Genomic DNA, 24,442 nt, shown 5'->3' with positions numbered 1-24,442 from the left:
GCAGGAGATAACATGCGAATCAGTACAAATATGATTTTTGAGCAGCAGGTGCGTGGCATCACTGACTCACAGGCCTCCTGGCTGAAATCAGGCGAGGAGCTCTCCAGCGGCCGCCGTGTTAATAATCCTTCGGACGATCCGATTGCGGCGTCCCGTGCTGTGGTGTTGTCACAAACCCAGCAGCAGGGCAAACAGTTTGCGCTGGCGCGGACTTTTGCCGAACAGGGGTTGTCACTGGAAGATAATACGCTGAAGGGCGTAACCAATGGGATCATTGCGGCGCAGGGCCTGATCGTCTACGGTTCAACCGGAACGCTGAGCGACGATGACCGTGGTTCGATAGCCACCCAGCTGGAGGGCATTCGCGCCCAGTTGCTGAACCAGGCCAACAGCAAAGATGCCAATGGACGCTACATTTTTGCCGGTTATAAAACTGATAGCGCGCCGTTTGTTGATACGGCAGGCGCCGGCGTCAGTTACACAGGCGGTACTGAGGCGATCACTCAGAAGGTCGATACCAGTCGTACCATGACCGTGGCGCATACTGGTGACAGCATCTTTATGTCGATCACGGGTAATGCCACCAAAGAGCCGGACGGCAGCGCCAGCGAAACCAATGTGTTTACGATGCTGGATAGTGCCATTGCGGCACTGAAAGTACCACAGGATAACGCAGATGCCGCAACCAAACAGACATTCCAGAATGCGATGGATAAAACCAACCGTGGTCTGGGTAATGCACTGAATAATGTTTCAAAAGTGGTTTCTGAAATTGGTACTCAGCTTGGCGAGATCGATACGCTAAATGCGCAGGGCGATGACCGTAGTGTGATCTACAACTCGCAGATGAGTGATCTGGTTAACGTGGATTTAACTGAAGCGGCGTCCAGCTATACCATGAAGCAGACAGCACTTCAGGCGTCTTACAAGACCTTTACTGATATGTCCAAGATGTCACTTTTCAAGATGAATTCGTAGTCTGACCTGAAATTTTAGGCGTACTTTAACCGGATGCGCTTACTTTTTCCCACCCTCCCGATAAAGGAGGGTGGGATTTTTTTGCCTGCGATTCAGCTGCCAGCGGGAACAGCAGGTATTCAAAACGGGTTAATTTAACGCGGCTGACGGGCAGAATTGCAGCCATAAAAAACCCCGGCTCAGAGGCCGGGGTTCAGTTCACAACAGCTTATGCGTTACGGCTTGGTCGCCGGGGCAGTGGCCTGATGGGTAGCGCTATGACCACCCGCAGAGCCGCGACCATCAAACTCATACGGTGCACGCACCCATTCACTCTGCGGAGCAGGCTCTGACTGCCAGACTGGCGCAGGTGCTTTAGTCATCGGCGCAGACGCAAAGTGCTTCCAGCGTGTACCGTCATTTGGCACTGCTGCAGCAGGGACTGATGCTACAGGCTGGGCCACCGTCACCGGTGCTGCAGGCGCGATATCACGTGCGGCAACCGGAGCATGAGGTTCACGCACTGGCGCGGTTTCAGCTTCTGCTGCAACCGGTGCTTTCAGTACTTCTTCAACTTCTGCTGCGATCTCTTCGCTGACATCCGTAGCTGACTGCTCAGCAACCTCTGCAGGCTGTGCAGTCTCAACAGCAGGCTGTACAACTTCAGGCTGTGCAACGTCTGCAGGCTGAACAGTCTCAACTGCAGGGGTCACAGCGGGTGCTTCAGCGACGGGCTCAGCAGGCACGGCTTCAGCGGCCACAGCTTCTGCTTTCGCTTCATCGGCAGCCGGAACAACAGAAGGCTGCTCGTCAACCGGGGCATCGATAGCGCGGGTGTCATCAGTATTAACAACTGGCACTGGCGTTTCTGCCTGTGGCTCAGCCTGCTGTACCGGTACTTCCTGAGCAACAGATTCAACGGCGGCTGCAACCGGCAGCGCACGGGTGGCCTCTGTTGTCTCTTCTGCGTTGTACGCAGGTGTCTCATGCGTCACATTCTGAACCTGCTCTTCGCTGGCCTGACTTACCGGATAGCGAATCCAGACTTTACCGGATGCCATCTCTGGTGAGGCAGCGGCAGCCGCCAGAGGCATCGCTGACTGAGTCGGGTAACGCTCATCACGGTAACGACGACGACGCTGGCCGCTGACGCGCAGATGACGCGGCGAACGACGTGAGCGACGCGGCATATTGGCATTATCACGGTTGTCGTTGTCATCCTGCTCGTCACTCTGCGAAGCCTGGAACTCAGGCTGAGGCTGTGCAACGTCAACAGGCTGTGCCTGATGCACTTCAGCAGGCTGGGCAAAGTCACTGGCTTCGGCTGGCATAGGTGGACGGTTATCATCAACACGCACCTTCTGGTTCAGCTGGCGCGGCTTACGACGCGGCATAACCTGCACGCGCTCATCATCCTGCACCTCGGCCACGTCCAGAACTTCAGCAACCACTTCCGGCTGCTCAGCCACTTTGGCCGCTTCTTCACTGGCGCGTTTCTCTTCCTGACGACGACGCTGACGCTCAGCACGCTGTTCACGGCGCTGTTGCTGCTGCTCATCGCGCTGCTGGCGCGCTTCTTCGCTCAGTGCCGGGCGCTCTTCGCGAACGTCACCTGGCTGAGAATCACGCTTGTTACGACGGTTGTTATTGCCCTCGCGCGGCTCGCGATTTTCACGTGGCTCGCGGCTTTCACGCGGTTCACGGCTTTCGCGCGGCTCACGACTTTCGCGTGGTTCACGGCCTTCACGCGACTGCGCGTTTTCACCATTACGCGGTGTACGTTCACGACGATTGTTGTTACGACGGTTGTTATTGTTGCTGCGGCGCTCGCCACGGCCGTTGTTGCTTTCCTGCTCGCTTTCAGCCGCTTTTTGCGGTTCAGCAACCTCAGCAACCTCAGCGGCCACTGGCGCGGCAGCAGGAGCTTCATCGCCTGCGAACATTTTTTTCAGTCCGCCAAGCAAACGTCCGAAGAAACCGGTGCTGACGGTAGCAGGCGCAGCCACTGCTTTTGCCGCTGGCTGGGCTTCAGCGCGCTGTGCTTCTGGCTCAACTTCAACCGGTGCCGGAGGCGCATCAGGCATGACAAACGCGGCCAGAGCAGGCTGCTCAGGGCGACGGCGTTCAGCATGTTCTTCTTCTGATGGCATGGCCATTTCGGCTTCATGCAGCTTCGGCAGATGATAGCTCAGGGTCTGCGTCTCTTCGCCAGTGCGTACGCGCAGCACGGAATAGTGCGGGGTCTGCATCTTGTCATCAGGCACAATGATTGCCCGCACGCCGCCCTGGCGTTTTTCAATCGCATTGACCGCCTCACGCTTCTCATTCAGCAGGTAAGAAGCAACCTGAACCGGAACAATGGCGTGAACCTCTTTAGTGTTGTCTTTCAGCGCTTCTTCTTCAATCAGACGCAGAATTGACAGCGCCAGCGACTCGTTATCACGTATGGTACCGGTGCCGCTACAGCGTGGGCAGACGTGATGACTGGATTCACCTAATGACGGGCTCAGGCGCTGACGGGACATTTCCAGCAGGCCGAAACGTGAAATGTGGCTGATTTGAATGCGGGCGCGGTCCTGACGGACAGCTTCGCGCAGACGGTTCTCAACCGCACGCTGATGGCGTACCGGCGTCATATCAATGTAATCGATAACGATCAGGCCGCCCAGGTCACGCAGGCGCAGCTGACGAGCAATCTCATCGGCTGCTTCAAGGTTAGTGTTGAAGGCTGTCTCTTCGATGTCACCGCCGCGCGTTGCGCGTGCTGAGTTGATATCGATAGCGGTCAGCGCTTCGGTACTGTCGATCACAATTGAGCCACCAGATGGCAGGCGGACTTCACGCTGGAAAGCGGATTCAATTTGCGATTCGATCTGATAGTGGCTGAACAGCGGGATTTCACCGGTGTAGAGCTTAATTTTGCTGCTGAAATCAGGACGGCCCAGCGCCGCGATATGCTGACGCGCCAGTTCCAGAACTTTCGGGTTATCGATAAGGATTTCACCGATGTCCTGGCGCAGATAGTCGCGGAAGGCACGCACAATGACGTTACTTTCCTGATGGATCAGGAATGGGGCAGGGCGGTTCTCAGCGGCTTTCTTGATCGCTTCCCAGTGCTTCAGACGGAAGCTTAGATCCCACTGCAGCGATTCGGCGGATTTACCGACGCCCGCGGTGCGGACAATCAGTCCCATGCCTTCTGGCAAATCCAGCGCCGACAGCGCTTCTTTCAGTTCGGTACGATCGTCACCTTCGATGCGGCGAGAAATACCGCCTGCACGTGGGTTATTCGGCATCAGCACAAGATAGCTGCCCGCCAGAGAGATAAAGGTAGTGAGCGCAGCGCCTTTGTTGCCGCGTTCTTCTTTATCAATCTGAACAATAACTTCCTGACCTTCACGCAACACTTCTTTGATATTCGGACGACCATGCGCGTTGTAGCTGGAAGGGAAGTATTCGCGGGAGATTTCTTTTAAAGGGAGGAAACCGTGACGCTCTGCGCCGTAATCGACAAACGCAGCTTCAAGGCTGGGTTCAATGCGAGTGATTTTTCCTTTGTAGATGTTGGCTTTCTTCTGTTCGTGTCCAGGACTTTCAATATCCAGATCGTACAGACGTTGACCGTCAACCAGGGCAACGCGCAACTCTTCCTGCTGAGTTGCGTTTATTAACATTCTTTTCATCGTGACTTACTCGTTATTCTTTCATGAGTGATTACAGCTGCGGGCATAGTTACCCTGGACGAGTATCAACCGATGGCCCCGTGACTTAGTGCAATGTCGTCAGCCTCACGGTTGTCGACCGCGCGAGGGGCGCAAATAGCGTCGGTGGCCTGTTTTTCATAAGGGAAAACAGCACCAGATAGCGGAAATGCCTGAGAGAATAAAGAAAACCCGTGCATTCCAGCATGTTGTCCAGGCCGCAACCCGCAGCCCGCTAAGTGCCTGATTTCGCATTACGTCTTACGCCATTGCTGCGTGTCTGCTCAATCCGGCAAAATGACAATTTCGCTCGTTTTCTGCCCTGAAATGCTTCAGGTAAGAAACTCAAACATTATTCCATTGCTAACCTTCATATAGCAAGGCGACTTTAGCCAGCATGTGAAGTTTCCTTACATTTAAATCGCTAATATGTCGGACAAAGCAGCACTTTGCTGGAAAAGCCAGCAGAGAGGCGACCTGCCATCACATCAACTCCTGAGTTAAGCACAGAAAAAGGGGTGGCGCTATCAGGGGACACTATTTAGAATCGCCGCCATGAAAACAGAGAATCCCGGCGTACATTTTGTCGCCATCACGGCTGAAAATGCCGGCCAACGCATTGATAACTTTTTGCGCACCCAACTCAAGGGTGTGCCGAAGAGCATGATTTATCGCATCGTACGCAAAGGCGAGGTGCGGGTTAATAAGAAACGTGTTAAGCCAGAGTACAAGCTGGAAGAGGGCGATGAGGTGCGCATTCCGCCGGTTCGGGTAGCGGAACGCGATGAAGATGCGGTTTCCCCCAAACTGGCAAAAGTCGCTTCACTGGCTGATGCCATCCTCTTTGAGGATGAGTCGTTGCTCGTCATGAACAAGCCTTCCGGTACTGCTGTACATGGCGGTAGCGGACTTAGCTTCGGTGTCATTGAAGGATTACGTGCCCTGCGACCTGAAGCGCGCTTTCTGGAGCTGGTACATCGCCTGGATCGTGACACTTCCGGCATTCTGCTGGTCGCTAAAAAACGCTCGGCGCTGCGTTCCCTGCATGAGCAACTGCGTGAAAAGGGGATGCAAAAAGATTATCTGGCCCTCGTGCGCGGCAACTGGCCGTCGCATCTGAAAGTGGTTCAGGCGCCACTGCTGAAAAATATCCTGCAGAGCGGCGAGCGAATAGTGCGTGTCAGCAGCGAAGGCAAAGCGTCTGAAACCCGCTTTAAAGTGGAAGAGCGGTTCGAGTTTGCCACGCTGGTGAAAGCGAGTCCGGTCACTGGACGCACCCACCAGATTCGCGTGCATACGCTGCATGCCGGGCATCCCATCGCCTTCGACGATCGTTATGGTGCGCGTGACTTTGACAGTCAACTGGCGTCAACCGGCTTAAGACGTCTGTTCCTGCACGCAGCGGCGCTGACCTTTACCCATCCCGGCACCGGCGAAATGATGCGGGTCGAAGCGCCACTGGATGATGGCCTGAAGCAGTGTCTGAATAAACTGCGTCAGATGAAAGCGTAATCGTTCTCCGGCATCAGTTTGTCAAAGGATTGATGCCGGCCTGCTGCAACATTTCATTCAGCGCAATCAGCGGCAGTCCGACCAGCGTATTAGGATCGCGACCTTCCAGTCGATCAAACAAACAAATCCCCAAACCTTCACTTTTAAAACTTCCTGCACACTGCAATGGCTGCTCCTTTTCGACATACCCGGCAATTTCAGCGTCTGTTAGCATGCGGAAATGAACCACAAAGGGCTCACAGCATTGCAGCAGTTGGTTATTGTCCGGATGGAAAAGGGCCAGGCCAGTATAAAAGGTAATGGCCTTACCGCTGGCGGCACGCAGTTGTGCCCGCGCATTCTCAGCGGTATGAGGTTTACCGGTGATCTGGTCGTCCAGCACACAGACCTGATCAGAGCCGATTATCCAGTGCCCGGGATACATTTTTGCCAGTGCCTGCGCTTTTGCTACGGCAAGGCGGGTTACCAGCGCTTCGGCTGTTTCACCCTGCTGCGGTGTCTCATCCACCTCAGGCGCAGCGGTAATAAATGGCAGGCCGAGCTTATGCAGTAATGCCTGCCGGAATGGCGAAGTTGAAGCTAAAAGAATTGATGGTGTCATTTTTTTTCAATAGTGATAGCGAATTGGTGACAGTCATTTTAAACTGTGCGCCGCACTGGATGCGAATAGTGGTTGAAAGATGCTGTTTAACGGCCTTTTTCTTTGACTCTATGACATTACAAAGTTAATATGCGCGCCCTATGCAAAAGGTAAAATTACCCCTAACGCTGGACCCTGTCCGTACCGCTCAGAAGCGCCTTGATTATCAGGGTGTCTACACATCTGTTCAGGTGGAGCGTGTGGCCGAGTCGGTCGTTAGTGTGGACAGTGATGTGGATTGTGCCATGTCGTTTGCGGTTGATAATCAACGTCTGGCGGTACTGACGGGTTCTGCTGAAGTACACGTGACGTTGCGTTGCCAGCGCTGCAACCAGACCTTTCCCCATCACGTAAAAGTAAGTTACTGCTTCAGCCCTGTCTCTTCTGAAGAGCAGGCCGAGGCATTACCGGAAGCGTACGAGCCGGTCGATGTCAACGAGTTTGGTGAGATCGATTTGCTGGCAGTTGTGGAGGATGAACTGATTCTCGCACTGCCGGTCGTTCCGGTGCACGATTCTGAACACTGTGAAGTGTCCGAGGCGGACATGGTCTTTGGCAAACTGCCTCCTGAGGCGGAGAAACCAAATCCATTTGCCGTATTAGCCAGTTTAAAGCGTAAGTAATAGGAGTAAGGTCCATGGCCGTACAACAGAATAAACCCACCCGTTCTAAGCGTGGTATGCGTCGTTCGCACGATGCGCTGACCACTGCTGCTCTGTCAGTAGATAAAGTTTCTGGCGAAACGCATCTGCGTCACCATATCACTGCGGACGGTTACTACCGCGGTCGCAAGGTTATCGTTAAGTAAGTTTCTTGCTTAGCAAGGCGATACCTTGACACGTTTGACCCTGGCGATTGATGCCATGGGCGGGGACTTCGGTCCCTGCGTGACAGTGCCTGCAGCATTGCAGGCACTGGCCTCTCATTCGGAATTATTCCTTCTTCTGGTCGGACATCCCGACACTCTCATGCCATTGCTTGCCAAAGCGGATTCCTCCCTGACGGGGCGTTTGCAGGTGATCCCTGCCGAATCGGTTATTGCAAGTGATGCGCGGCCCGCTCAGGCCATCCGGAACAGTCGCGGCAGCTCAATGCGAGTGGCGCTGGAGATGGTTAAAGAGGGACGTGCTCAGGCCTGCATCAGCGCCGGAAATACCGGTGCGCTAATGGGGCTGTCTACACTCTTATTAAAACCGCTGGATGGGATTAAACGTCCGGCGCTAATGTCCGTTTTACCGCATCAGCAGCAGGGTAAAACCGTGGTGCTGGATCTGGGCGCGAATGTTGACTCAGACAGTGCGATGCTGGTGCAGTTTGCTGTGATGGGGTCGGTGATGGCTGAGCATGTGCTTGGTATTCCACGGCCCCGTGTCGCGTTGCTCAACATTGGTCATGAAGAGACCAAAGGGCTGGAAACCATCCGCGATGCCGCGGTAGTGCTGCGAGAATCATCGCAAATCAACTATATTGGTTACCTCGAAGGTAACGAACTGCTCACCGGTAAAACGGATGTAATGGTCTGTGACGGTTTTGTCGGAAACGTCACGCTGAAGACCATGGAAGGCGTGGTAAGAATGTTTCTTTCTCTGCTTAAGTCATCAGGGGAAGGTAAAAAAAGGTCATGGTGGCTTCAGTTGCTGGGACGCTTAATCCAGAAACGTCTGGCGAAGCGCTTCGGGCAACTCAACCCTGACCAATACAATGGCGCTTGTCTGTTAGGATTGCGCGGAACAGTGATCAAGAGTCACGGCGCAGCAAATCAACACGCCTTCGCCGTGGCCATAGAACAGGCAGAGCAGGCGGTGAGGCAGCAAATTCCCGAGCGAATTGCTGCGCGCCTTGATGCTGTATTAGCCAGGAGTGACAAAGCCTAGATGTATACCAAAATTATCGGTACGGGCAGTTATCTGCCCAGCCAGGTTCGCACCAATGCCGATCTGGAAAAAATGGTGGAGACGTCGGACGAGTGGATTGTTACCCGTACCGGCATCCGTGAGCGCCGCATTGCAGCGCCAGACGAAACCGTTGCCACTATGGGATTCAGCGCAGCACAACGCGCCCTTGAAATGGCTGGCATTGACGCGAACGAGATTGGGCTGATTATCGTCGCCACAACCTCTTCCAGCCATGCCTTCCCAAGCTCCGCCTGCATGATCCAGCAAATGCTGGAGATCAAAGACTGCGCGGCGTTTGACCTCGCTGCCGCCTGTGCAGGTTTCACCTATGCCCTGAGCGTGGCCGATCAATACATCAAAAATGGCGCGGTTAAGCATGCTCTGGTGATTGGCGCTGATGTCCTGGCGCGCGCACTGGATCCGGAAGATCGCGGCACTATTATCCTGTTTGGTGATGGCGCTGGTGCGGTTGTACTGGGTCAGAGCGAAGAGCAGGGGATTATCTCTACCCATCTTCATGCTGACGGTCGCTACGCCCAGTTGCTGACGCTGCCTTATCAGGATCGTGCCCATCAGGATCAGCCTGCCTATGTCACCATGGCTGGCAACGAAGTCTTCAAGGTCGCTGTCACCGAGCTGGCTCACATCGTTGATGAAACGCTGCAGGCCAATAATCTCGATCGCGAAATGCTGGATTGGCTGGTGCCGCATCAGGCTAACCTGCGCATCATCAGCGCCACCGCGAAAAAACTCGGCATGACCATGGATAAAGTGGTCGTCACGCTGGATCGTCATGGCAATACCTCTGCCGCATCGGTGCCAAGCGCACTGGATGAAGCGGTTCGTGATGGCCGCATCAAACCCGGACACCTTATTTTGCTGGAAGCCTTTGGTGGCGGGTTCACCTGGGGTTCTGCGCTGGTTCGCTTTTGATTGACAGGAACGAAAGATGACGCAAATTGCATTTGTTTTTCCAGGTCAGGGTTCACAGACTGTGGGCATGCTGACTGAATTAGCAGCGACCTATCCGCTGGTTGAAGAGACCTTCCGTGAAGCCTCTGATGCGCTGGGGTATGATCTGTGGCAGTTAGTGAGCCAGGGTCCGGCTGAAGAACTGAACAAAACCTGGCAGACTCAGCCTGCGCTGCTAGCTGCTTCAGTCGCCATCTACCGTGTCTGGCAGCAGCAGGGCGGCGAAAAGCCTGTCCTGATGGCCGGTCACAGTCTGGGTGAATATTCAGCGCTGGTTTGCGCAGGTGTGCTTAACTTTGCTGATGCAGTAAAGCTGGTAGAACTGCGTGGCAAACTGATGCAGGAAGCCGTGCCAGAAGGTACCGGCGCGATGCAGGCGATTATTGGCCTGGACGACGCGGCTATTCGCAAAGCCTGTGAAGAGAGCGCGCAGGGCCAGGTAGTGTCACCGGTTAACTTCAACTCGCCGGGCCAGGTGGTCATTGCGGGTAACAAAGAAGCCGTTGAGCGTGCAGGTGCTGCCTGTAAAGCCGCGGGCGCTAAGCGTGCTCTGCCACTGCCGGTCAGCGTGCCCTCTCACTGCGCGCTGATGAAGCCTGCTGCCGATAAACTGGCGGTTGCGCTGGAAAACATTACGTTTAATGCACCTGCGGTGCCTGTGATTAACAACGTCGATGTGAAAGCTGAGACCGACGCTGTGGCTATCCGCCATGCGCTGGTTCGTCAGCTCTACAGTCCGGTTCGCTGGACCGAGAGCGTGGAAGCGATGGCTGCACAGGGCGTGACGCAGCTCCTGGAGATGGGTCCAGGCAAAGTCCTGACCGGACTGGCGAAACGTATTGTCGATAGCCTCACTGCGGCTGCCGTTAACGATACGGCATCCCTGACGGCTGCACTCGGTAAGGAATAAGAGGAAAATGATGAGCTTTGAAGGTAAAGTTGCGCTGGTTACCGGCGCGAGTCGCGGCATTGGTCGTGCGATTGCAGAAACCCTGGCGGCACGTGGTGCCAAAGTGGTCGGAACTGCAACCAGCCAGAGTGGCGCCGACGCCATCAGTGCTTACCTTGGCGACAAGGGCAAAGGCCTGTTACTGAACGTGACTGACGCTGACTCCATCAGCAGCGTTTTAGAGAATATTCGCGCTGAATTTGGCGAAGTGGATATTTTAGTCAATAATGCAGGCATTACGCGTGATAATCTTCTCATGCGCATGAAGGACGATGAGTGGGCGGATATCCTGGATACCAACCTCACATCGGTATTCCGCCTTTCTAAGGCGGTCCTGCGTGCCATGATGAAAAAGCGCGTGGGCCGTATCATCACCATTGGTTCCGTTGTTGGAACCATGGGTAATGCGGGCCAGGCAAACTACGCGGCAGCAAAAGCGGGTTTGATTGGTTTTAGCAAATCACTGGCGCGCGAAATCGCGTCACGTGGCATTACCGTCAACGTCGTGGCTCCAGGCTTTATCGAGACTGACATGACGCGGGCACTGAACGAAGATCAACGTTCCGGTATTTTGGCGGAAGTGCCTGCGGGTCGCTTAGGCGATGCTCAGGAAATCGCCAATGCTGTTGCATTTTTAGCCTCTGACGAAGCAGCCTACATCACGGGTGAAACGCTGCACGTCAATGGCGGAATGTACATGGTTTGATAAATCACGAAATCATTTGCTTTATTTGCGGTTAAAACCGCAAAATAACGCAAAATCGTGGTTCGACCAGCCGGGATTTTGTTGCATCTTTTTCACCATTTTATACACTACGAAAACCATCGCGAAAGCGAGTTTTGATAGGAAATTAAATAGTATGAGCGATATCGAACAACGCGTTAAGAAAATCATCAGTGAGCAGCTGGGTGTGAAAGAGGAAGAAGTCACCAACTCTGCATCTTTCGTAGAAGACCTGGGTGCCGATTCTCTTGATACCGTTGAGCTGGTGATGGCTCTGGAAGAAGAGTTTGATACTGAGATTCCAGACGAAGAAGCTGAGAAAATCACTACCGTTCAGGCAGCGATCGACTATATCAATAGCCATAAAGGCTAATGAATATCTTCAGGCGGTCGCTCGACCGCCTGATTTTTTTGTTTGTCCCACATAGTTCCCTATTTCCCCTCCCTGGAGGACGAACGTGTCTAAGCGTCGTGTAGTTGTGACTGGTCTTGGCATGTTGTCTCCTGTCGGCAATACCGTAGAGTCTACCTGGAGTGCTCTCCTTGCCGGTCAGAGCGGCATTACCCTGATCGACCATTTTGATACCAGTGCTTATGCAACACGTTTTGCAGGTCTGGTAAGAGATTTTAATTGTGATGACTACATCTCGCGTAAAGATCAGCGCAAGATGGATGCCTTCATCCAATACGGCATTGTGGCCGGTATGCAGGCCATGCAGGACAGTGGTCTGGTTATTACTGACGAAAATGCAGGCCGTATGGGCGCAGCAATTGGCTCCGGCATCGGTGGTTTAGGTCTGATTGAAGAGAATCATACTTCACTGGTCAACGGTGGCCCGCGCAAAATCAGCCCGTTCTTTGTGCCTTCAACCATCGTTAACATGGTGGCGGGTCATCTCAGCATCATGTATGGCCTGAAAGGTCCAAGCATCTCTATCGCGACAGCCTGTACCTCTGGTGTGCACAACATCGGTCACGCCGCACGTATCATCGCTTATAACGATGCTGACGTGATGCTGGCAGGCGGCACAGAGAAAGCCAGTACGCCATTAGGCGTCGGTGGTTTTGGTGCAGCACGCGCTCTCTCAACCCGCAACGAAAATCCGCAAGCGGCCAGCCGCCCATGGGATAAAGATCGTGACGGTTTTGTGCTGGGTGACGGCGCGGGCATTGTCGTACTCGAAGAGTACGAACATGCGAAGAAACGTGGTGCGAAAATCTACGCTGAAATTGTAGGTTTTGGTATGAGCAGTGATGCTTACCACATGACTTCACCACCAGAAGATGGTTCAGGTGCGGCGGCTGCAATGATCAATGCGCTGCGTGATGCTCAGCTTACGCCAGAGCAGATCGGCTATGTCAACGCGCACGGTACCTCCACGCCAGCCGGTGATAAAGCGGAAGCGCAGGCGGTGAAATCGGTCTTTGGGGCAGCAGCCAGCAGCGTAATGGTCAGCTCAACCAAATCAATGACCGGACACTTACTGGGTGCCGCAGGCGCTGTTGAATCGATTTACTCGATTCTGGCGCTGCGCGACCAGGCCGTTCCACCGACCATCAACCTGGACAATCCGGATGAGGGCTGCGATCTCGACTTTGTGCCTCACACCGCGCGTCAGGTTCCTGGACTGGAGTATACGCTGTGTAACTCCTTTGGTTTCGGCGGAACCAATGGTTCGTTGATCTTCCGTAAAGTGTAATCGTTGTAGATTGCTAAAAAGGCCCGCAATGCGGGCCTTTTTTTATCCTGTAAAATGCGCTGAAATCACGTGTCCTGCTCAGGAGAGAACGATGTGGATTAACGGGTTAAAACAATCGACGCTGACCGCCAGCGACCGGGGTCTGCAGTTCGGGGATGGCTGTTTTACGACCGCCGCCGTGCGTCAGGGCAAAATTGTGATGCTGGAAAGCCACATCCAGCGCCTTAAAGAGGGCTGTGAGCGGTTATGGATCGGTGGTGTCGACTGGCATCAGCTTGAGGCAGAGATGAAACAGGCTGCGTATGAACAAAACCAGGCGGTGCTGAAAGTCATCATCAGTGCGGGCAGCGGCGGACGAGGTTACAGCCGACGCGGCTGTGGTGAACCTGCGCGCATCGTCTCGCTGGCACCCTGGCCGCTACACTATGCCGATTTACAGCAGCAGGGTGTTTCACTCCGGCTCAGCCCTATCCGGCTGGTGCGGAACGCACAGTTTGCCGGTATCAAGCACCTTAACCGCCTGGAGCAGGTGATGATTCGGGCTCATCTTGACCAGACAGACGCCGACGAGGCGCTGGTGCTTGACACTGAAGGTTGGGTGGTGGAATGCTGTGCGGCCAATTTATTCTGGCGTAAAGGGACGCAGATTTTCACGCCTGATCTCTCGGTATCGGGTGTGGATGGCATTATGCGGCGGAGTCTTATGGCGCAACTTGTTGCCGCTGGTCAGGCTTGCCAGGTAGTGAAAAGCGAACCGGCGAAGCTGATGAACGCCGATGAAGTGGTGATATGTAACGCGCTGATGCCGGTTCTGCCGGTCCGACAGATAGAAGCGGTGCAGTTTACTGAGCGCTCGCTATTTAATCAGTTGCAGGCAAGCTGTGAAAAGATAATGGATGCATCATGATTCGAAGTAAAAAAATTCTCGTCAGCCTGCTGGCGATCGTGGGTCTTGCGGCTGTGCTGAGTTACTGGCAGGTTAAGAAGTTTGCGGCGACCCCGTTAGCCATTAAGCAGGAAACCATCTACACGCTGCCCGCCGGAACGGGCCGGGTCGCGCTTGAAGCGCAGCTGGAAGAGAAAAAAATTATTCCACGCAGCCTCTGGTTTGGTGCATTGCTGCGTCTGGAGCCGGAACTGGCGACCTTTAAGGCGGGCACTTATCGCCTTGAGCCGACCATGACCGTACGCTCGCTGCTACAGCTGCTGGCAAGCGGAAAAGAGGCGCAGTTCCCGGTGCGGTTTGTGGAAGGTCAGCGGCTGAAAGAGTGGCTGAGTGAGCTGCGTAACGCGCCCTATATCCGGCACACCCTGAAAGACGATCAGTTCGCCACACTTGCCAGCGCACTGAAAGTGGAACCAGAACAGCTGGAGGGCAACTTCTTCCCGGACACCTATCTCTACACGGCGAATACCACGGATTTGGAGCTGCTGCAGCGTGCCCATGAGCGCATGAAAAAGACCATTGATGAGGTGTGGCAAGGACGGGCGGATAATCTGCCTTATAAAACGCCACAGGATCTGGTGACGATGGCTTCGATCATTGAGAAAGAGACCGGCGTCAGTGAAGAGCGCGCGCGTGTAGCCTCGGTGTTTATTAATCGCCTGCGAACCGGCATGCGCTTACAGACCGATCCCACGGTTATCTATGGCATGGGCGACAGCTATCACGGCACGCTGACCCGCAAAGATCTTGAGACCGCCAGCGCCTATAATACGTATATCATCAACGGCCTGCCGCCTGGCCCGATCGCCATGCCGGGCAAAGCCTCATTGCAGGCCGCGGCGCATCCCGAGAAAACTAACTATCTCTACTTTGTTGCAGACGGCAAGGGCGGGCATACGTTTACTACCAATCTTGCCAGCCATAACAAAGCGGTGCAGGTCTACCGGCAGACGCTGAAGGAAAAAAATGAACAGTAAGTTTATCGTCATTGAAGGCCTGGAAGGCGCCGGAAAGACCACTGCACGTGACGCCATCGTCGCCACGTTGCGCGCCCGTGGTATCACCGACCTGGTCTTTACCCGTGAGCCAGGTGGTACGCCGCTGGCAGAACAGCTGCGGGTCCTGGTCAAGCAGGGGATTGAGGGTGAGCAGGTTACGGATAAAGCTGAACTGCTGATGCTCTATGCGGCGCGGGTTCAGCTGGTGGAGACGGTGATCAAACCGGCGCTGGCTCGCGGAGCCTGGGTGATTGGCGATCGTCACGATCTCTCCTCCCAGGCTTATCAGGGCGGCGGCCGGGGACTCGACAGCGAACTGATGCAGACGCTGCGTGATGCTGTTTTAGGCGATTTCCGTCCCGATCTGACGCTCTATCTTGATGTGACTCCTGACATTGGTCTGCAGCGTGCCCGTGCGCGTGGTGAGCTGGATCGTATTGAGCAGGAGTCATTGCGCTTTTTTGAACGCACCCGCGCGCGCTATCTGGCGCTGGCCGCAGAAGACTCCACTATCCTCACCATTGATGCGACTCAATCTCTGACAGAAGTGACGGCGTCACTTCAGATGACGCTGGATAGCTGGCTGGCGGAGCAGGTGTGATGAACTGGTATCCGTGGCTGAATCAGCCTTACCGTCAGGTGATTAGCCAGCACCAGGAGAATCGCGCGCATCATGCGCTGATGATCCAGGCAATGGCAGGCATGGGCGATGAGGCGCTGGTCTGGGGAATGAGCCGCTGGCTGATGTGCCAGCAGCGAGATGGCCTGAAGAGTTGCGGAGAGTGCCACGGTTGCCAGCTGATGCAGGCCAGCACCCATCCTGACTGGTATCGCCTTGAAGCTGAGAAAGGCAAAAGTACCCTGGGCATTGATGCGGTGCGTCAGGTAACAGAAAAAATGTATCACTTTGGTCAGCAGGGCGGCGCGAAAGTCGTCTGGCTGCCGGATGCCGCACAGCTTTCGGAAGCGGCAGCCAATGCACTGCTGAAAACACTGGAAGAGCCGCCAGCCAACAGCTGGTTTTTCCTCAGCAGCCGTGATCCCTCACGTCTGCTGGCCACGCTACGCAGCCGCTGCATGACGCTGCATCTGACGCCACCGGACGAAGGACAAAGTCTGCTCTGGCTGAAGAAGCAGTCTTCGCACAATGAGCAGATGCTGCTGGCGGCGTTGCGCCTGAGTGCGGGCGCACCCGGAGCGGCACTGAGCCTGCTGGAAACCGGGCCGTGGCAGGCTCGTCAGAAACTCTGTGATGCGCTGCCCGCTGCGTTACAGCAGGACATCCTGCAACTGCTGCCTGCGCTGAACGCGGACGATGCAGCCACGCGTATCGGCTGGCTGCTCTCTTTACTGCTGGATGCGATGAAATGGCAGCAAAACGCAGGTCAGTGGCTGAGTAATATCGATCGTCAGGATGTGGTGCAGTTGCTGGCCGGATACTTTTCAGCCAGCGCCCTCAACAGCAGTACCCAGGAATGGATGCGCTGTCGTGAGCAGTTACTGCATGTGGCGTCTGTGAATCGCGAACTATTGCTGACCGATCAGCTTTTGAACTGGGCGGACAAAAAGAAGCCTGCGCTGGTCGGCTAAACCTATCTGAGAGTAATTATGTTTATTGTGGATTCCCATTGCCATCTCGATGGCCTGGATTATGAAAAGAATCATCGTGACCTTGATGATGTTATCGCCAAAGCGGCGGCACGTGATGTGAAGTTTATGCTGGCTATCGCCACCACGCTGCCGGGTTTTCACACGCTGAAAAGCCTGGTTGGCGATCGAAAAAATATTGCGCTCTCCTGCGGTGTGCATCCTCTGAATCAGGAGGAGGCCTATGACGTAGAAGAGTTTCGTCGGCTCTCTGCGGATCCACAGGTAGTGGCACTGGGTGAAACCGGACTGGATTATCACTATCAGCCAGAGACCAAAGATCAGCAGCAGCGCTCGTTTCGGGAACATATCCGCACCGGTATCGCGCTGAACAAACCGATCATTGTTCACACGCGTGATGCACGTGAAGATACGCTGGCGATCCTGCGTGAAGAGCAGGTTGAGCGTTGCGGCGGCGTGCTGCACTGCTTCACTGAAGATCAGCCCACAGCAGCGAAACTGCTGGATATGGGCTTCTACATCTCTTTTTCCGGTATCGTGACCTTCCGCAATGCCGAACAGTTACGCGAAGCCGCACGTTATGTGCCTCTGGACAGGATGCTGGTAGAGACAGATTCCCCTTATCTGGCGCCAGTGCCGTATCGTGGTAAAGAGAATCAGCCCGCTTATACCCGCGATGTGGCCGAATATCTGGCCGTATTGAAAGGTGTGGATATGGAAACCCTGGCCGCCACCACTACGCAAAACTTCTCTACGTTGTTTCATATCCCTATGAGCAAATTGGGCGTCTGATTAGCTTTTATTTTAGCCCCTGTAATTAATCTGTAACCTGCCTACATGACTCTGTTTTTTCAGGCAGGGTCAGCTTTTTATCGCTGATTAATCGTGCGTGTCAGTGAGAAATTTCGTAAAGTGCGCGGCTGTGATTGCCGAAACGTGATAGCCGTCAAAGTAACAAACCGGGATTTATTTTACCCTTCGTAATAAATCAAAAGGCGGTCACCGCCAGCCCGGCAAAGAATCCTCCCTCTTTGCCACGCGCATTGCGCAAATATGCACTCATACTCAGGAGCTTCACGCTATGTTCAAAAATGCTTTTGCCAACCTCCAAAAGGTCGGTAAATCGCTGATGCTGCCGGTATCGGTTCTGCCGATTGCCGGTATTTTGTTAGGAGTCGGTTCAGCCAATTTCAGCTGGTTACCTGCAGTGGTTTCGCATGTGATGGCAGAAGCGGGTGGATCGGTGTTCGCCAACATGCCGCTGATTTTCGCTATCGGTGTGGCGCTGGGCTTTACCAATAACGATGGCGTTTCGGCGCTGGCAGCGGTTGTTGCCTATGGCATTATGGTGAAAACCATGGCGGTTGTTGCACCACTGGTGCTGCATCTGCCTGCGGCGGAAATCGAGGCGAAACACCTTGCCGACACCGGGGTTCTGGGCGGTATTATCGCCGGTTCCATCGCCGCTTACATGTTCAACCGCTTCTACCGCATCAAGCTGCCAGAATATCTGGGCTTCTTTGCCGGTAAACGCTTTGTCCCGATTATCTCTGGCCTGGCGGCGATTGTACTGGGCGTGCTGCTCTCCTTTATCTGGCCACCTGTCGGTGCCGCGATTCAGGAGTTCTCACAGTGGGCTGCCTATCAGAACCCGGTGGTTGCCTTTGGTATCTATGGCGTCGTTGAGCGCTCGCTGGTGCCATTTGGTCTGCATCACATCTGGAACGTTCCTTTCCAGATGCAGATTGGTGAATACACTAATGCGGCGGGTCAGGTGTTCCACGGCGACATCCCGCGCTACATGGCAGGTGACCCGACCGCAGGTAAACTTTCTGGCGGCTTCCTGTTCAAAATGTACGGCCTTCCAGCGGCAGCGATTGCTATCTGGCATTCAGCTAAACCTGAAAACCGTGCCAAAGTTGGCGGCATCATGATCTCTGCTGCGCTGACCTCATTCCTGACCGGCATCACCGAACCGATTGAATTCTCATTCATGTTCGTCGCGCCGATCCTGTATGTGATCCATGCGCTGCTGGCGGGTCTGGCATTCCCAATCTGTATCCTGCTCGGCATGCGTGATGGCACCAGCTTCTCACACGGTCTGATCGACTTTATCGTGCTGAGTGGTAACAGCAGCAAAATCTGGCTGTTCCCGATTATTGGTATTATTTACGGTCTGATTTACTACACCGTATTCCGCGTACTGATCGCTAAACTGGATCTGAAAACGCCTGGCCGTGAAGAGAGCAGCAGCAGCGAGCAATCTACTGCGACCGGAACTGAGATGGCGGGCAAACTGGTTGCCGCGTTTGGTGGTAAAGAGAACATCACTAACCTGGATGCCTGTATCACCCGTTTACGTGTCAGCGTTGCCGATGTGGCGAAAGTGGATCAGTCTGAACTGAAAAACCTCGGCGCCCGTGGCGTGGTGGTTGCCGGTTCCGGTGTGCAGGCCATCTTCGGAACCAAATCCGATAACCTGAAAACCGATATGGATGATTACATCCGCAGCATGTAATGATGTACTGAAATGAAAAAGCCCCGCTAAGCGGGGCTTTTTTTTGGCCAGGATTCAGAGGTAAACACGTAGATACTCGGTCAGGCAGAGCAGGGCCATTGCCTGACCGTAGGGCATAGAGGTCAGGGGAACCGTGCGGTAATAGTCCAGGTCACTGCCCATTGCAGTACCAAAGGAGACCTGTTTCAACTCGCCATCTTCATCAATGTTGGCAATCACGCCACGCAGCGCTTTTTCAGCCACCTCACGATACTCAGCGGGCAGATAACGCTTGCGCACGCCTTTAAGAATGCCATAAGCAAATCCGGCAGTGGCCGAGGCTTCCGGGTAGCTCTGCGGATCATCGAGCAGGGTGTGCCACAATCCGCTGCTGTGCTGGCAGGCCTTCAGCGCTTTGACCTGGCTCTCCAGCACCTGCTGCAGGAAGCGGCGCGTAGCATGATGTTCTGGCCAGTTCATCATCTCAAGGAAGTCTGGAATGACAATCGTCACCCAGCTGTTACCGCGCGCCCAACGCGCATCAGCAAAGTTATGGCGGCCGTCGAAGTTCCAGCCGTGGAACCACAAGCCAGTCTTACGATCCATCAGATATTGGGTATGCAGCAGAAACTGGTAGCTCGCTTCCTCAATCCACTCATCACGTTTCAGCAACTGGCCAATTTTAGCCAGCGCCATTACGCTCATCATCAGCGTATCGTCCCAGAGCTGCTGGGTGTTCTCATTGTTATAAACAATGTGCTGCAGGCCGCCCTGTTCGGTCCGTGGCATCTCATACATTACCCATTCTGCCCAGCGCTCCAGCACCGGCACCCAGGCCGGATTTCTGGTCTCTTCGTAACGATAAGCCAGCGTCAGGAAAGGACACACCGTATTCACATTTTTGGTCGGCGAGCCTTCCGCCAGACGCTGAGTGAACCACTCATCAATGATCGCCAGCGTCTGCTGGTCACCGGTTTGCTGATAGTAGTGCAGCATGCCATACAGACCGATGCCGTGTGTCCACTCCCAACCCGCCCAGCCTTTAGTATCAATCACCCGGCCATCGTCCAGCCGCAATAAAAATTCGCCTGTCTCGTCGGTGATGTTAACCAGATTTTGTGTCAGCTTTCGAATCAGCTGTACCAGTTCGCTGCGTGGCAGCAGATGCTCAGGTTGGCACAATAATTTGCTGTGTTTAACGGGAAATACAGTCATGGTTTATTCCTGTCGTTTTAAGGTCGGGTTTAAAGAAGGTGTTACAGCCGGATGCGCGGTGAGTTTTGCTGGCGCTGGCTTATTGCGGTTAAGGAAGCCAATGTTGTTGTTGCCCCACAGATTCTCGTAAGGCATGCCTGCCAGTGTTTCAACAATGTCACGCGCTTCCGGAGTGATGTTTTCAGGCACAATGCGGCCTGCTTCGCGCATTCTGAGCGTCTCCTGACGCAGCACGGTGTGAGTCTGCAGATTCAGCTTAAAGCGCAATGACACGATAAAGCCGCAAGCCAGCACGACCACGGTACCGACGCTCAGAATCGCCAGAATAGTGTGGCTGACGCCAGGAACCTGAGTGGCCTGGCCAGAGACAAACCCGGAGAGCTGCAGCACGATGCCGACCAGCATGACTGCGCCAGCCTGCGACGCCTTACGCGTCAGCGTCATGATGCCAGCAAAAATTCCTTCACGGCGCTGACCGGTGATCACCTCATCCACATCGGCGATATAGGTGTAGGTGTTCCATGGCACATAGTTGATGCCGCCACGTCCCAGTCCTGCGACGGCAGAGATCACCAGCAGCAGTGACATATTGTCGTTCATACCGGCATACCACAATCCGGCATAGGAGAGTGCCGCAAAGCCGAACAGGATAGCGACCAGACGGTAGGCGGGTGCAGGTCCCATGCGGATGCACAGAGGAATCATCGCCATTACAGCAATAAACTGTAACACCGCCATCGTGCCCATCAGGCTGGAGGCGACCTGCGCGCTCTGCATCAGCACAAACACCACATACCAGGTGAAGACGGCGTTAAACACATCCTGAGCGATGTAGCCGCCGAGATACATGCCAAGATGCTGGCGGAAGATACGGATGCGTAAGGTTGAGGCCAGTTCGACATAGAGTCGTTTAAGATTCTGCATCAGCGTCAGCTGCTGCTTCTCCTGCTCAGCGCGGCGTGATTCGGCAGAAAAATCATCGGGGTGACGCTCCCAGGTAAAGCACCACACCAGCGTCAGCACCAGCGCGCAGATCACCGAGAAGACCAGGCTGGCGTAGAAAAAGGAGAGGGGATTATCTTTGCCCAGCATACCCAGCATACCCAGCAGAATACCGGGCAGAAACGCTGCCAGAATGGCCGACAGCTGTGCCAGACCAATACGCGCACCCGAGAAGCGGGTCTTCTGTTTGAAATCGTCGGTCATTTCCGGCACCAGCGTCTCATAAGGCACCAGAATCATGGTGTAGACGATATCAAACAGCAGATAAGTGCAGAGATACCACCAGAAACTCATATCGCTGACCCACATCAGGCTATAACTGAATACACAGGGTATGCCGAGCAGGATAAAAAATTTGCGGCGGCCAAAACGTTTGCCCAGCCAGGTTGAACCGAAGTTATCGGTGAGAAAGCCCATCAGCGGGCTGACCACGGCATCCAGCACGCGGGCAGCGGCGAAAATCAGCGTGGCCTGAATCGGGGTTAATCCACAAAAGGTGGTGTAAAAATAGAGCAACCAGGCGGCAGTCAACGCCGTGGTGCCTGCTCCAAGAAAATCTCCGGATCCATAGGCCAGATAGTGGCCAAGTCCAATTTTACGTGAGCGCATGTCTGATGCTCCTTGATGTTATATGGCGGTTTATCCCTGGTGATGCCGGACATCTCACCCGGACTGATTAGCAAAGTAGAGCTGACGCGGCGGCTAAACCTTCGCAATCTGGCAAGCGCTCGCGCTGAAGTGGCAATCAGACAAAGAAAAGGGTGGCAGAATTCTAATTTATAAAACAGCGTTTCATTTTTCTGTGATGGCAGCTGCTTTACTGGCATTCAGGCTGGCGTTTCAGGCAGGGGAATGAGGGGCTGCTGCAAAGGCAGGCGAACAATGCAAGAAAAGTGGTCCTGAGGTTGAAAGAAAACAAATTTCTCCCGCATACTGATTGATTACGACACAGGCTAAAGGAAGTGCACCATGGCTGAAGAAACCATTTTTAGTAAAATTATCCGCCGCGAAATCCCCGCTGATGTGGTTTATCAGGACGAGCTTGTCACGGCTTTCCGCGACATTTCGCCAAAAGCGCCGACCCATATTTTAATTGTGCCGAATGTCCTGATCCCAACGGTTAACGACGCGGAAGCGGCGCATGAGCACGCGCTGGGGCGCATGTTTACTACTGCGGCGAAAATCGCCCGTCAGGAAGGTATTGATCAAAATGGTTATCGTCTGATTGTGAACTGCAATCAACATGGTGGTCAGGAGGTTTATCACATTCATATGCATCTGCTGGGCGGTGAACCGCTGGGTCCGATGCTCTCTAACTGATAACGGAAACGTGCTATGCGATCCTGGCTGACTGGCCTGCCGATCCTGCTCTGCCTGACGGCTTGTAGCAGTGATAAACCAATGATCAATACCTCACAGTCACTGGTGATGGAGTCATCTGTGCTTTCGGCAGGGATCATTACCGATGAGCCGACGCTGGGTGAGAATGATGGGCTGAAGCGTGCGACCAGCGTGCTCTATAATCAGCGCGAAACCCCGGTTGTTGTGCATTATCGCTACTACTGGTATGACGACAAAGGGCTGGAAATCTCTCCGCAGGAACCGGCCCAGACTGTCACCGTTCCGGCGCAGGGCAGTATTATCGCCGCCTCGCAAATGGGTAACCTGACTGCCAGCAAGGTTCGTCTTTATCTCTATCTTTAAGGATTTTCATCGTGATACGCAGTATTAATCGTACCGGAACGCTCCTGATGGCGCTCATCCTGACCGGTTGTGTCGTGAAACAGCAGCAGCAGCCTGCACCCGTTGAGCCGACCCAGCCTGCAGAGCCAACTCAGCCTGTTCCTCAACCTGAACCCGTGCCGCAACCGCAGCCTGTGCCGCAGCCACCGAAGCTGGTCACTATAAACTGGGATGCCAGCGTTCAGCCGCTGGTGGCGCAGATGTTACAGGCTGCCAGCGCCGAGCCGGGCAGTGTGTTGCTGGTGGATCGAATCAAAAACAGCACCAATGGCTCGCTGCAAAGCGACAAAGCCACGGCCGCTATCCAGAATGCCCTGGATAACAACGGTAAATTCACCCTGGTCTCTGCCGATCAACTGGCGCAGGCTAAACAGGCACTGGGATTATCGCCGGATGACAGCCTGAATTCGCGCAGTAAAGCGATCGGCCTGGCGCGCAACGTTAACGCCCAGTATGTGCTCTACAGCAATGCGCGTGGTGATGTTAAAGCACCGACCCTGCAGATGCAGCTGATGCTGGTTCAGACCGGCGAGATCATCTGGTCCGGCAACGGCGTTGCACAGAATTAATCCGGCTTTCCAGCGGTTAATTCAGCAGGTCACTGGCGAACCATCAAGGGCATCCATAATACCGCTGGCCGGTCTGACCGGGCACAGCCAGAAGATTGTCAGCCCGCGCGGTACCTTTATCGCGCGGGCGGCTCCGCAACCGGCCATTCCGTTCGTGGATCGGCAGCGTGAATTCCGTCTGTTACAGAAATTGCGCAACAGCGGACTGGCTCCGCAGCCCGTGGCGGTCCATCGTCAGGGGATCATCCTAAGCTGGTGTGCTGGCGATACGCTGGATGAATCCCGCTTCAGCCAGCAGCGTCCGCAGATCGTGGCGCTGCTGCAGCAGCTTCATCAGCAGCCGCTGACCGGCTATCGACTGGCGGTGTTGCCGCTGTTATGGCGTTACTGGCAGCTTACGCCACAACGACATCATCGCTGGCTGCGGGCGCTCCGGCGTCTGACGCAGCAGGGTGAACCCCGGCCGCTGAGGCTGGCACCGCTGCACATGGATCTGCATGCCGGGAATGTTATACAAGGTCCCGCCGGTCTGCGTCTTATCGACTGGGAATATGCCGCCGATGGCGACGTCGCGCTGGAGCTGGCGGTCGTCTGTGCCAGCGATCCGCAGCACGAGGCCGACTGGCTGGCAGAGTATGCCGCAGCAATGCAGCTGCCGCTTCCCGCGCTTGGGCAGCAGGTCAGACGCTGGCAGCCCTGGCTGCGTTTGCTGATGGCCAGCTGGTATCAGCTGCGCGCCAGTCAGAGTCAGGATGAAACATTACACCAGCTGGCCCGACAGAGCTGGGAACAGATTTAATCGCGTTATGCAGTT

25 protein-coding genes are annotated in these 24,442 nt (G+C 54.7%); 20 read left to right on the top strand and 5 right to left on the bottom strand.

Going from position 1 to position 24,442, the window contains the following annotated elements:
- Window positions 1–12: 12 nt before the first annotated feature.
- Window positions 13–978 (top strand): flagellar hook-associated protein FlgL, encoded by a 966-nt coding sequence (gene flgL / locus HZZ01_RS07050; protein WP_179896073.1) that lies wholly within the window; start codon window positions 13–15, stop codon window positions 976–978.
- A 25-nt stretch (window positions 979–1,003) separates the two neighbouring features.
- Here the strand turns inward: flgL and HZZ01_RS07045 are convergent, their stop codons facing one another.
- Complete coding sequence (locus tag HZZ01_RS07045; RefSeq protein ID WP_179896072.1) at window positions 1,004–1,144, bottom strand: hypothetical protein; 141 nt, start codon at window positions 1,142–1,144, stop codon at window positions 1,004–1,006.
- Between the two features lie 49 nt (window positions 1,145–1,193).
- Window positions 1,194–4,640: a ribonuclease E gene (gene rne / locus HZZ01_RS07040; RefSeq protein WP_179896071.1), complete on the bottom strand. Its 3,447-nt coding sequence runs from the start codon at window positions 4,638–4,640 to the stop codon at window positions 1,194–1,196.
- A gap of 573 nt (window positions 4,641–5,213) precedes the next feature.
- Here rne and rluC point away from each other — a divergent pair.
- Window positions 5,214–6,170: a 23S rRNA pseudouridine(955/2504/2580) synthase RluC gene (rluC, locus tag HZZ01_RS07035; protein ID WP_179896070.1), complete on the top strand. Its 957-nt coding sequence runs from the start codon at window positions 5,214–5,216 to the stop codon at window positions 6,168–6,170.
- A gap of 13 nt (window positions 6,171–6,183) precedes the next feature.
- On the opposite strand, the gene HZZ01_RS07030 is transcribed toward rluC, so the two are convergent.
- Entirely contained in the window at window positions 6,184–6,771 is a 588-nt protein-coding gene (locus HZZ01_RS07030; protein ID WP_179896069.1) for a nucleoside triphosphate pyrophosphatase, read from the bottom strand.
- 140 nt (window positions 6,772–6,911) lie between these two features.
- Here HZZ01_RS07030 and yceD point away from each other — a divergent pair, with 140 nt between their 5' ends.
- From yceD to ptsG, 14 genes are all read left to right on the top strand, one after another.
- Window positions 6,912–7,433: a 23S rRNA accumulation protein YceD gene (gene yceD, locus HZZ01_RS07025; RefSeq protein WP_179896068.1), complete on the top strand. Its 522-nt coding sequence runs from the start codon at window positions 6,912–6,914 to the stop codon at window positions 7,431–7,433.
- 14 nt (window positions 7,434–7,447) lie between these two features.
- A complete protein-coding gene (gene rpmF / locus HZZ01_RS07020) occupies window positions 7,448–7,618 on the top strand; it encodes a 50S ribosomal protein L32 (protein WP_003849870.1) in 171 nt (56 codons plus the stop codon).
- A 25-nt stretch (window positions 7,619–7,643) separates the two neighbouring features.
- Window positions 7,644–8,684: a phosphate acyltransferase PlsX gene (gene plsX / locus HZZ01_RS07015; protein ID WP_179896067.1), complete on the top strand. Its 1,041-nt coding sequence runs from the start codon at window positions 7,644–7,646 to the stop codon at window positions 8,682–8,684.
- Entirely contained in the window at window positions 8,685–9,638 is a 954-nt protein-coding gene (locus tag HZZ01_RS07010) for a beta-ketoacyl-ACP synthase III (protein ID WP_090962220.1), read from the top strand. It abuts the gene before it with no gap.
- 16 nt (window positions 9,639–9,654) lie between these two features.
- A complete protein-coding gene (gene fabD / locus HZZ01_RS07005; RefSeq protein ID WP_179896066.1) occupies window positions 9,655–10,587 on the top strand; it encodes an ACP S-malonyltransferase in 933 nt (310 codons plus the stop codon).
- Between the two features lie 10 nt (window positions 10,588–10,597).
- The gene (gene fabG, locus HZZ01_RS07000; protein WP_090962216.1) at window positions 10,598–11,332 is read left to right on the top strand and encodes a 3-oxoacyl-ACP reductase FabG; all 735 of its coding nucleotides are present in this window, start codon (window positions 10,598–10,600) and stop codon (window positions 11,330–11,332) included.
- A gap of 154 nt (window positions 11,333–11,486) precedes the next feature.
- Window positions 11,487–11,723 (top strand): acyl carrier protein, encoded by a 237-nt coding sequence (gene acpP / locus HZZ01_RS06995; RefSeq protein ID WP_003849865.1) that lies wholly within the window; start codon window positions 11,487–11,489, stop codon window positions 11,721–11,723.
- A gap of 85 nt (window positions 11,724–11,808) precedes the next feature.
- On the top strand, window positions 11,809–13,050 hold the full coding sequence (gene fabF / locus HZZ01_RS06990; RefSeq protein ID WP_090962214.1) for a beta-ketoacyl-ACP synthase II: 1,242 nt from the start codon (window positions 11,809–11,811) through the stop codon (window positions 13,048–13,050).
- A 91-nt stretch (window positions 13,051–13,141) separates the two neighbouring features.
- Window positions 13,142–13,957 (top strand): aminodeoxychorismate lyase, encoded by an 816-nt coding sequence (pabC, locus tag HZZ01_RS06985; protein ID WP_179896065.1) that lies wholly within the window; start codon window positions 13,142–13,144, stop codon window positions 13,955–13,957.
- The gene (gene yceG / locus HZZ01_RS06980) at window positions 13,954–14,973 is read left to right on the top strand and encodes a cell division protein YceG (RefSeq protein WP_179896064.1); all 1,020 of its coding nucleotides are present in this window, start codon (window positions 13,954–13,956) and stop codon (window positions 14,971–14,973) included. Before pabC ends, yceG begins: the two co-directional genes overlap by 4 nt.
- Complete coding sequence (tmk, locus tag HZZ01_RS06975; protein WP_179896063.1) at window positions 14,963–15,595, top strand: dTMP kinase; 633 nt, start codon at window positions 14,963–14,965, stop codon at window positions 15,593–15,595. Before yceG ends, tmk begins: the two co-directional genes overlap by 11 nt.
- Entirely contained in the window at window positions 15,595–16,584 is a 990-nt protein-coding gene (gene holB / locus HZZ01_RS06970; RefSeq protein ID WP_179896062.1) for a DNA polymerase III subunit delta', read from the top strand. The genes tmk and holB overlap by 1 nt, the downstream gene beginning before the upstream one ends.
- A gap of 18 nt (window positions 16,585–16,602) precedes the next feature.
- Window positions 16,603–17,394, top strand: coding sequence for a metal-dependent hydrolase (locus HZZ01_RS06965; protein WP_179896061.1), 792 nt, complete (start codon window positions 16,603–16,605; stop codon window positions 17,392–17,394).
- A gap of 289 nt (window positions 17,395–17,683) precedes the next feature.
- Complete coding sequence (gene ptsG / locus HZZ01_RS06960; protein WP_179896060.1) at window positions 17,684–19,120, top strand: PTS glucose transporter subunit IIBC; 1,437 nt, start codon at window positions 17,684–17,686, stop codon at window positions 19,118–19,120.
- A gap of 54 nt (window positions 19,121–19,174) precedes the next feature.
- On the opposite strand, the gene HZZ01_RS06955 is transcribed toward ptsG, so the two are convergent.
- Window positions 19,175–20,314: a glycoside hydrolase family 105 protein gene (locus tag HZZ01_RS06955; RefSeq protein WP_179896059.1), complete on the bottom strand. Its 1,140-nt coding sequence runs from the start codon at window positions 20,312–20,314 to the stop codon at window positions 19,175–19,177.
- Between the two features lie 3 nt (window positions 20,315–20,317).
- A complete protein-coding gene (locus HZZ01_RS06950) occupies window positions 20,318–21,925 on the bottom strand; it encodes an MFS transporter (protein ID WP_179896058.1) in 1,608 nt (535 codons plus the stop codon).
- Window positions 21,926–22,285: 360 nt separating this feature from the next.
- On the opposite strand from HZZ01_RS06950, the gene hinT reads away from it, so the two are divergent.
- The 4 genes from hinT to thiK are packed head-to-tail and all read left to right on the top strand — an operon-like array spanning window position 22,286 to window position 24,427.
- The gene (gene hinT / locus HZZ01_RS06945; RefSeq protein WP_159226308.1) at window positions 22,286–22,636 is read left to right on the top strand and encodes a purine nucleoside phosphoramidase; all 351 of its coding nucleotides are present in this window, start codon (window positions 22,286–22,288) and stop codon (window positions 22,634–22,636) included.
- 15 nt (window positions 22,637–22,651) lie between these two features.
- The gene (locus HZZ01_RS06940; RefSeq protein ID WP_179896057.1) at window positions 22,652–23,020 is read left to right on the top strand and encodes a YcfL family protein; all 369 of its coding nucleotides are present in this window, start codon (window positions 22,652–22,654) and stop codon (window positions 23,018–23,020) included.
- A gap of 11 nt (window positions 23,021–23,031) precedes the next feature.
- Entirely contained in the window at window positions 23,032–23,628 is a 597-nt protein-coding gene (lpoB, locus tag HZZ01_RS06935) for a penicillin-binding protein activator LpoB (RefSeq protein WP_179896056.1), read from the top strand.
- Window positions 23,615–24,427 carry a thiamine kinase gene (gene thiK / locus HZZ01_RS06930; protein ID WP_179896055.1) on the top strand — a complete coding sequence of 271 codons (813 nt, stop codon included), beginning with the start codon at window positions 23,615–23,617 and terminating at the stop codon, window positions 24,425–24,427. Before lpoB ends, thiK begins: the two co-directional genes overlap by 14 nt.
- The last annotated feature ends 15 nt before the right edge of the window (window positions 24,428–24,442 follow it).

It is taken from the genome of Pantoea sp. WMus005 (genome assembly GCF_013415305.1).
GTDB lineage: Bacteria > Pseudomonadota > Gammaproteobacteria > Enterobacterales > Enterobacteriaceae > Pantoea > Pantoea rara.
Note: the sequence above shows the minus strand (reverse complement) of the source record. Positions and strands in the feature narration are given on the sequence as shown.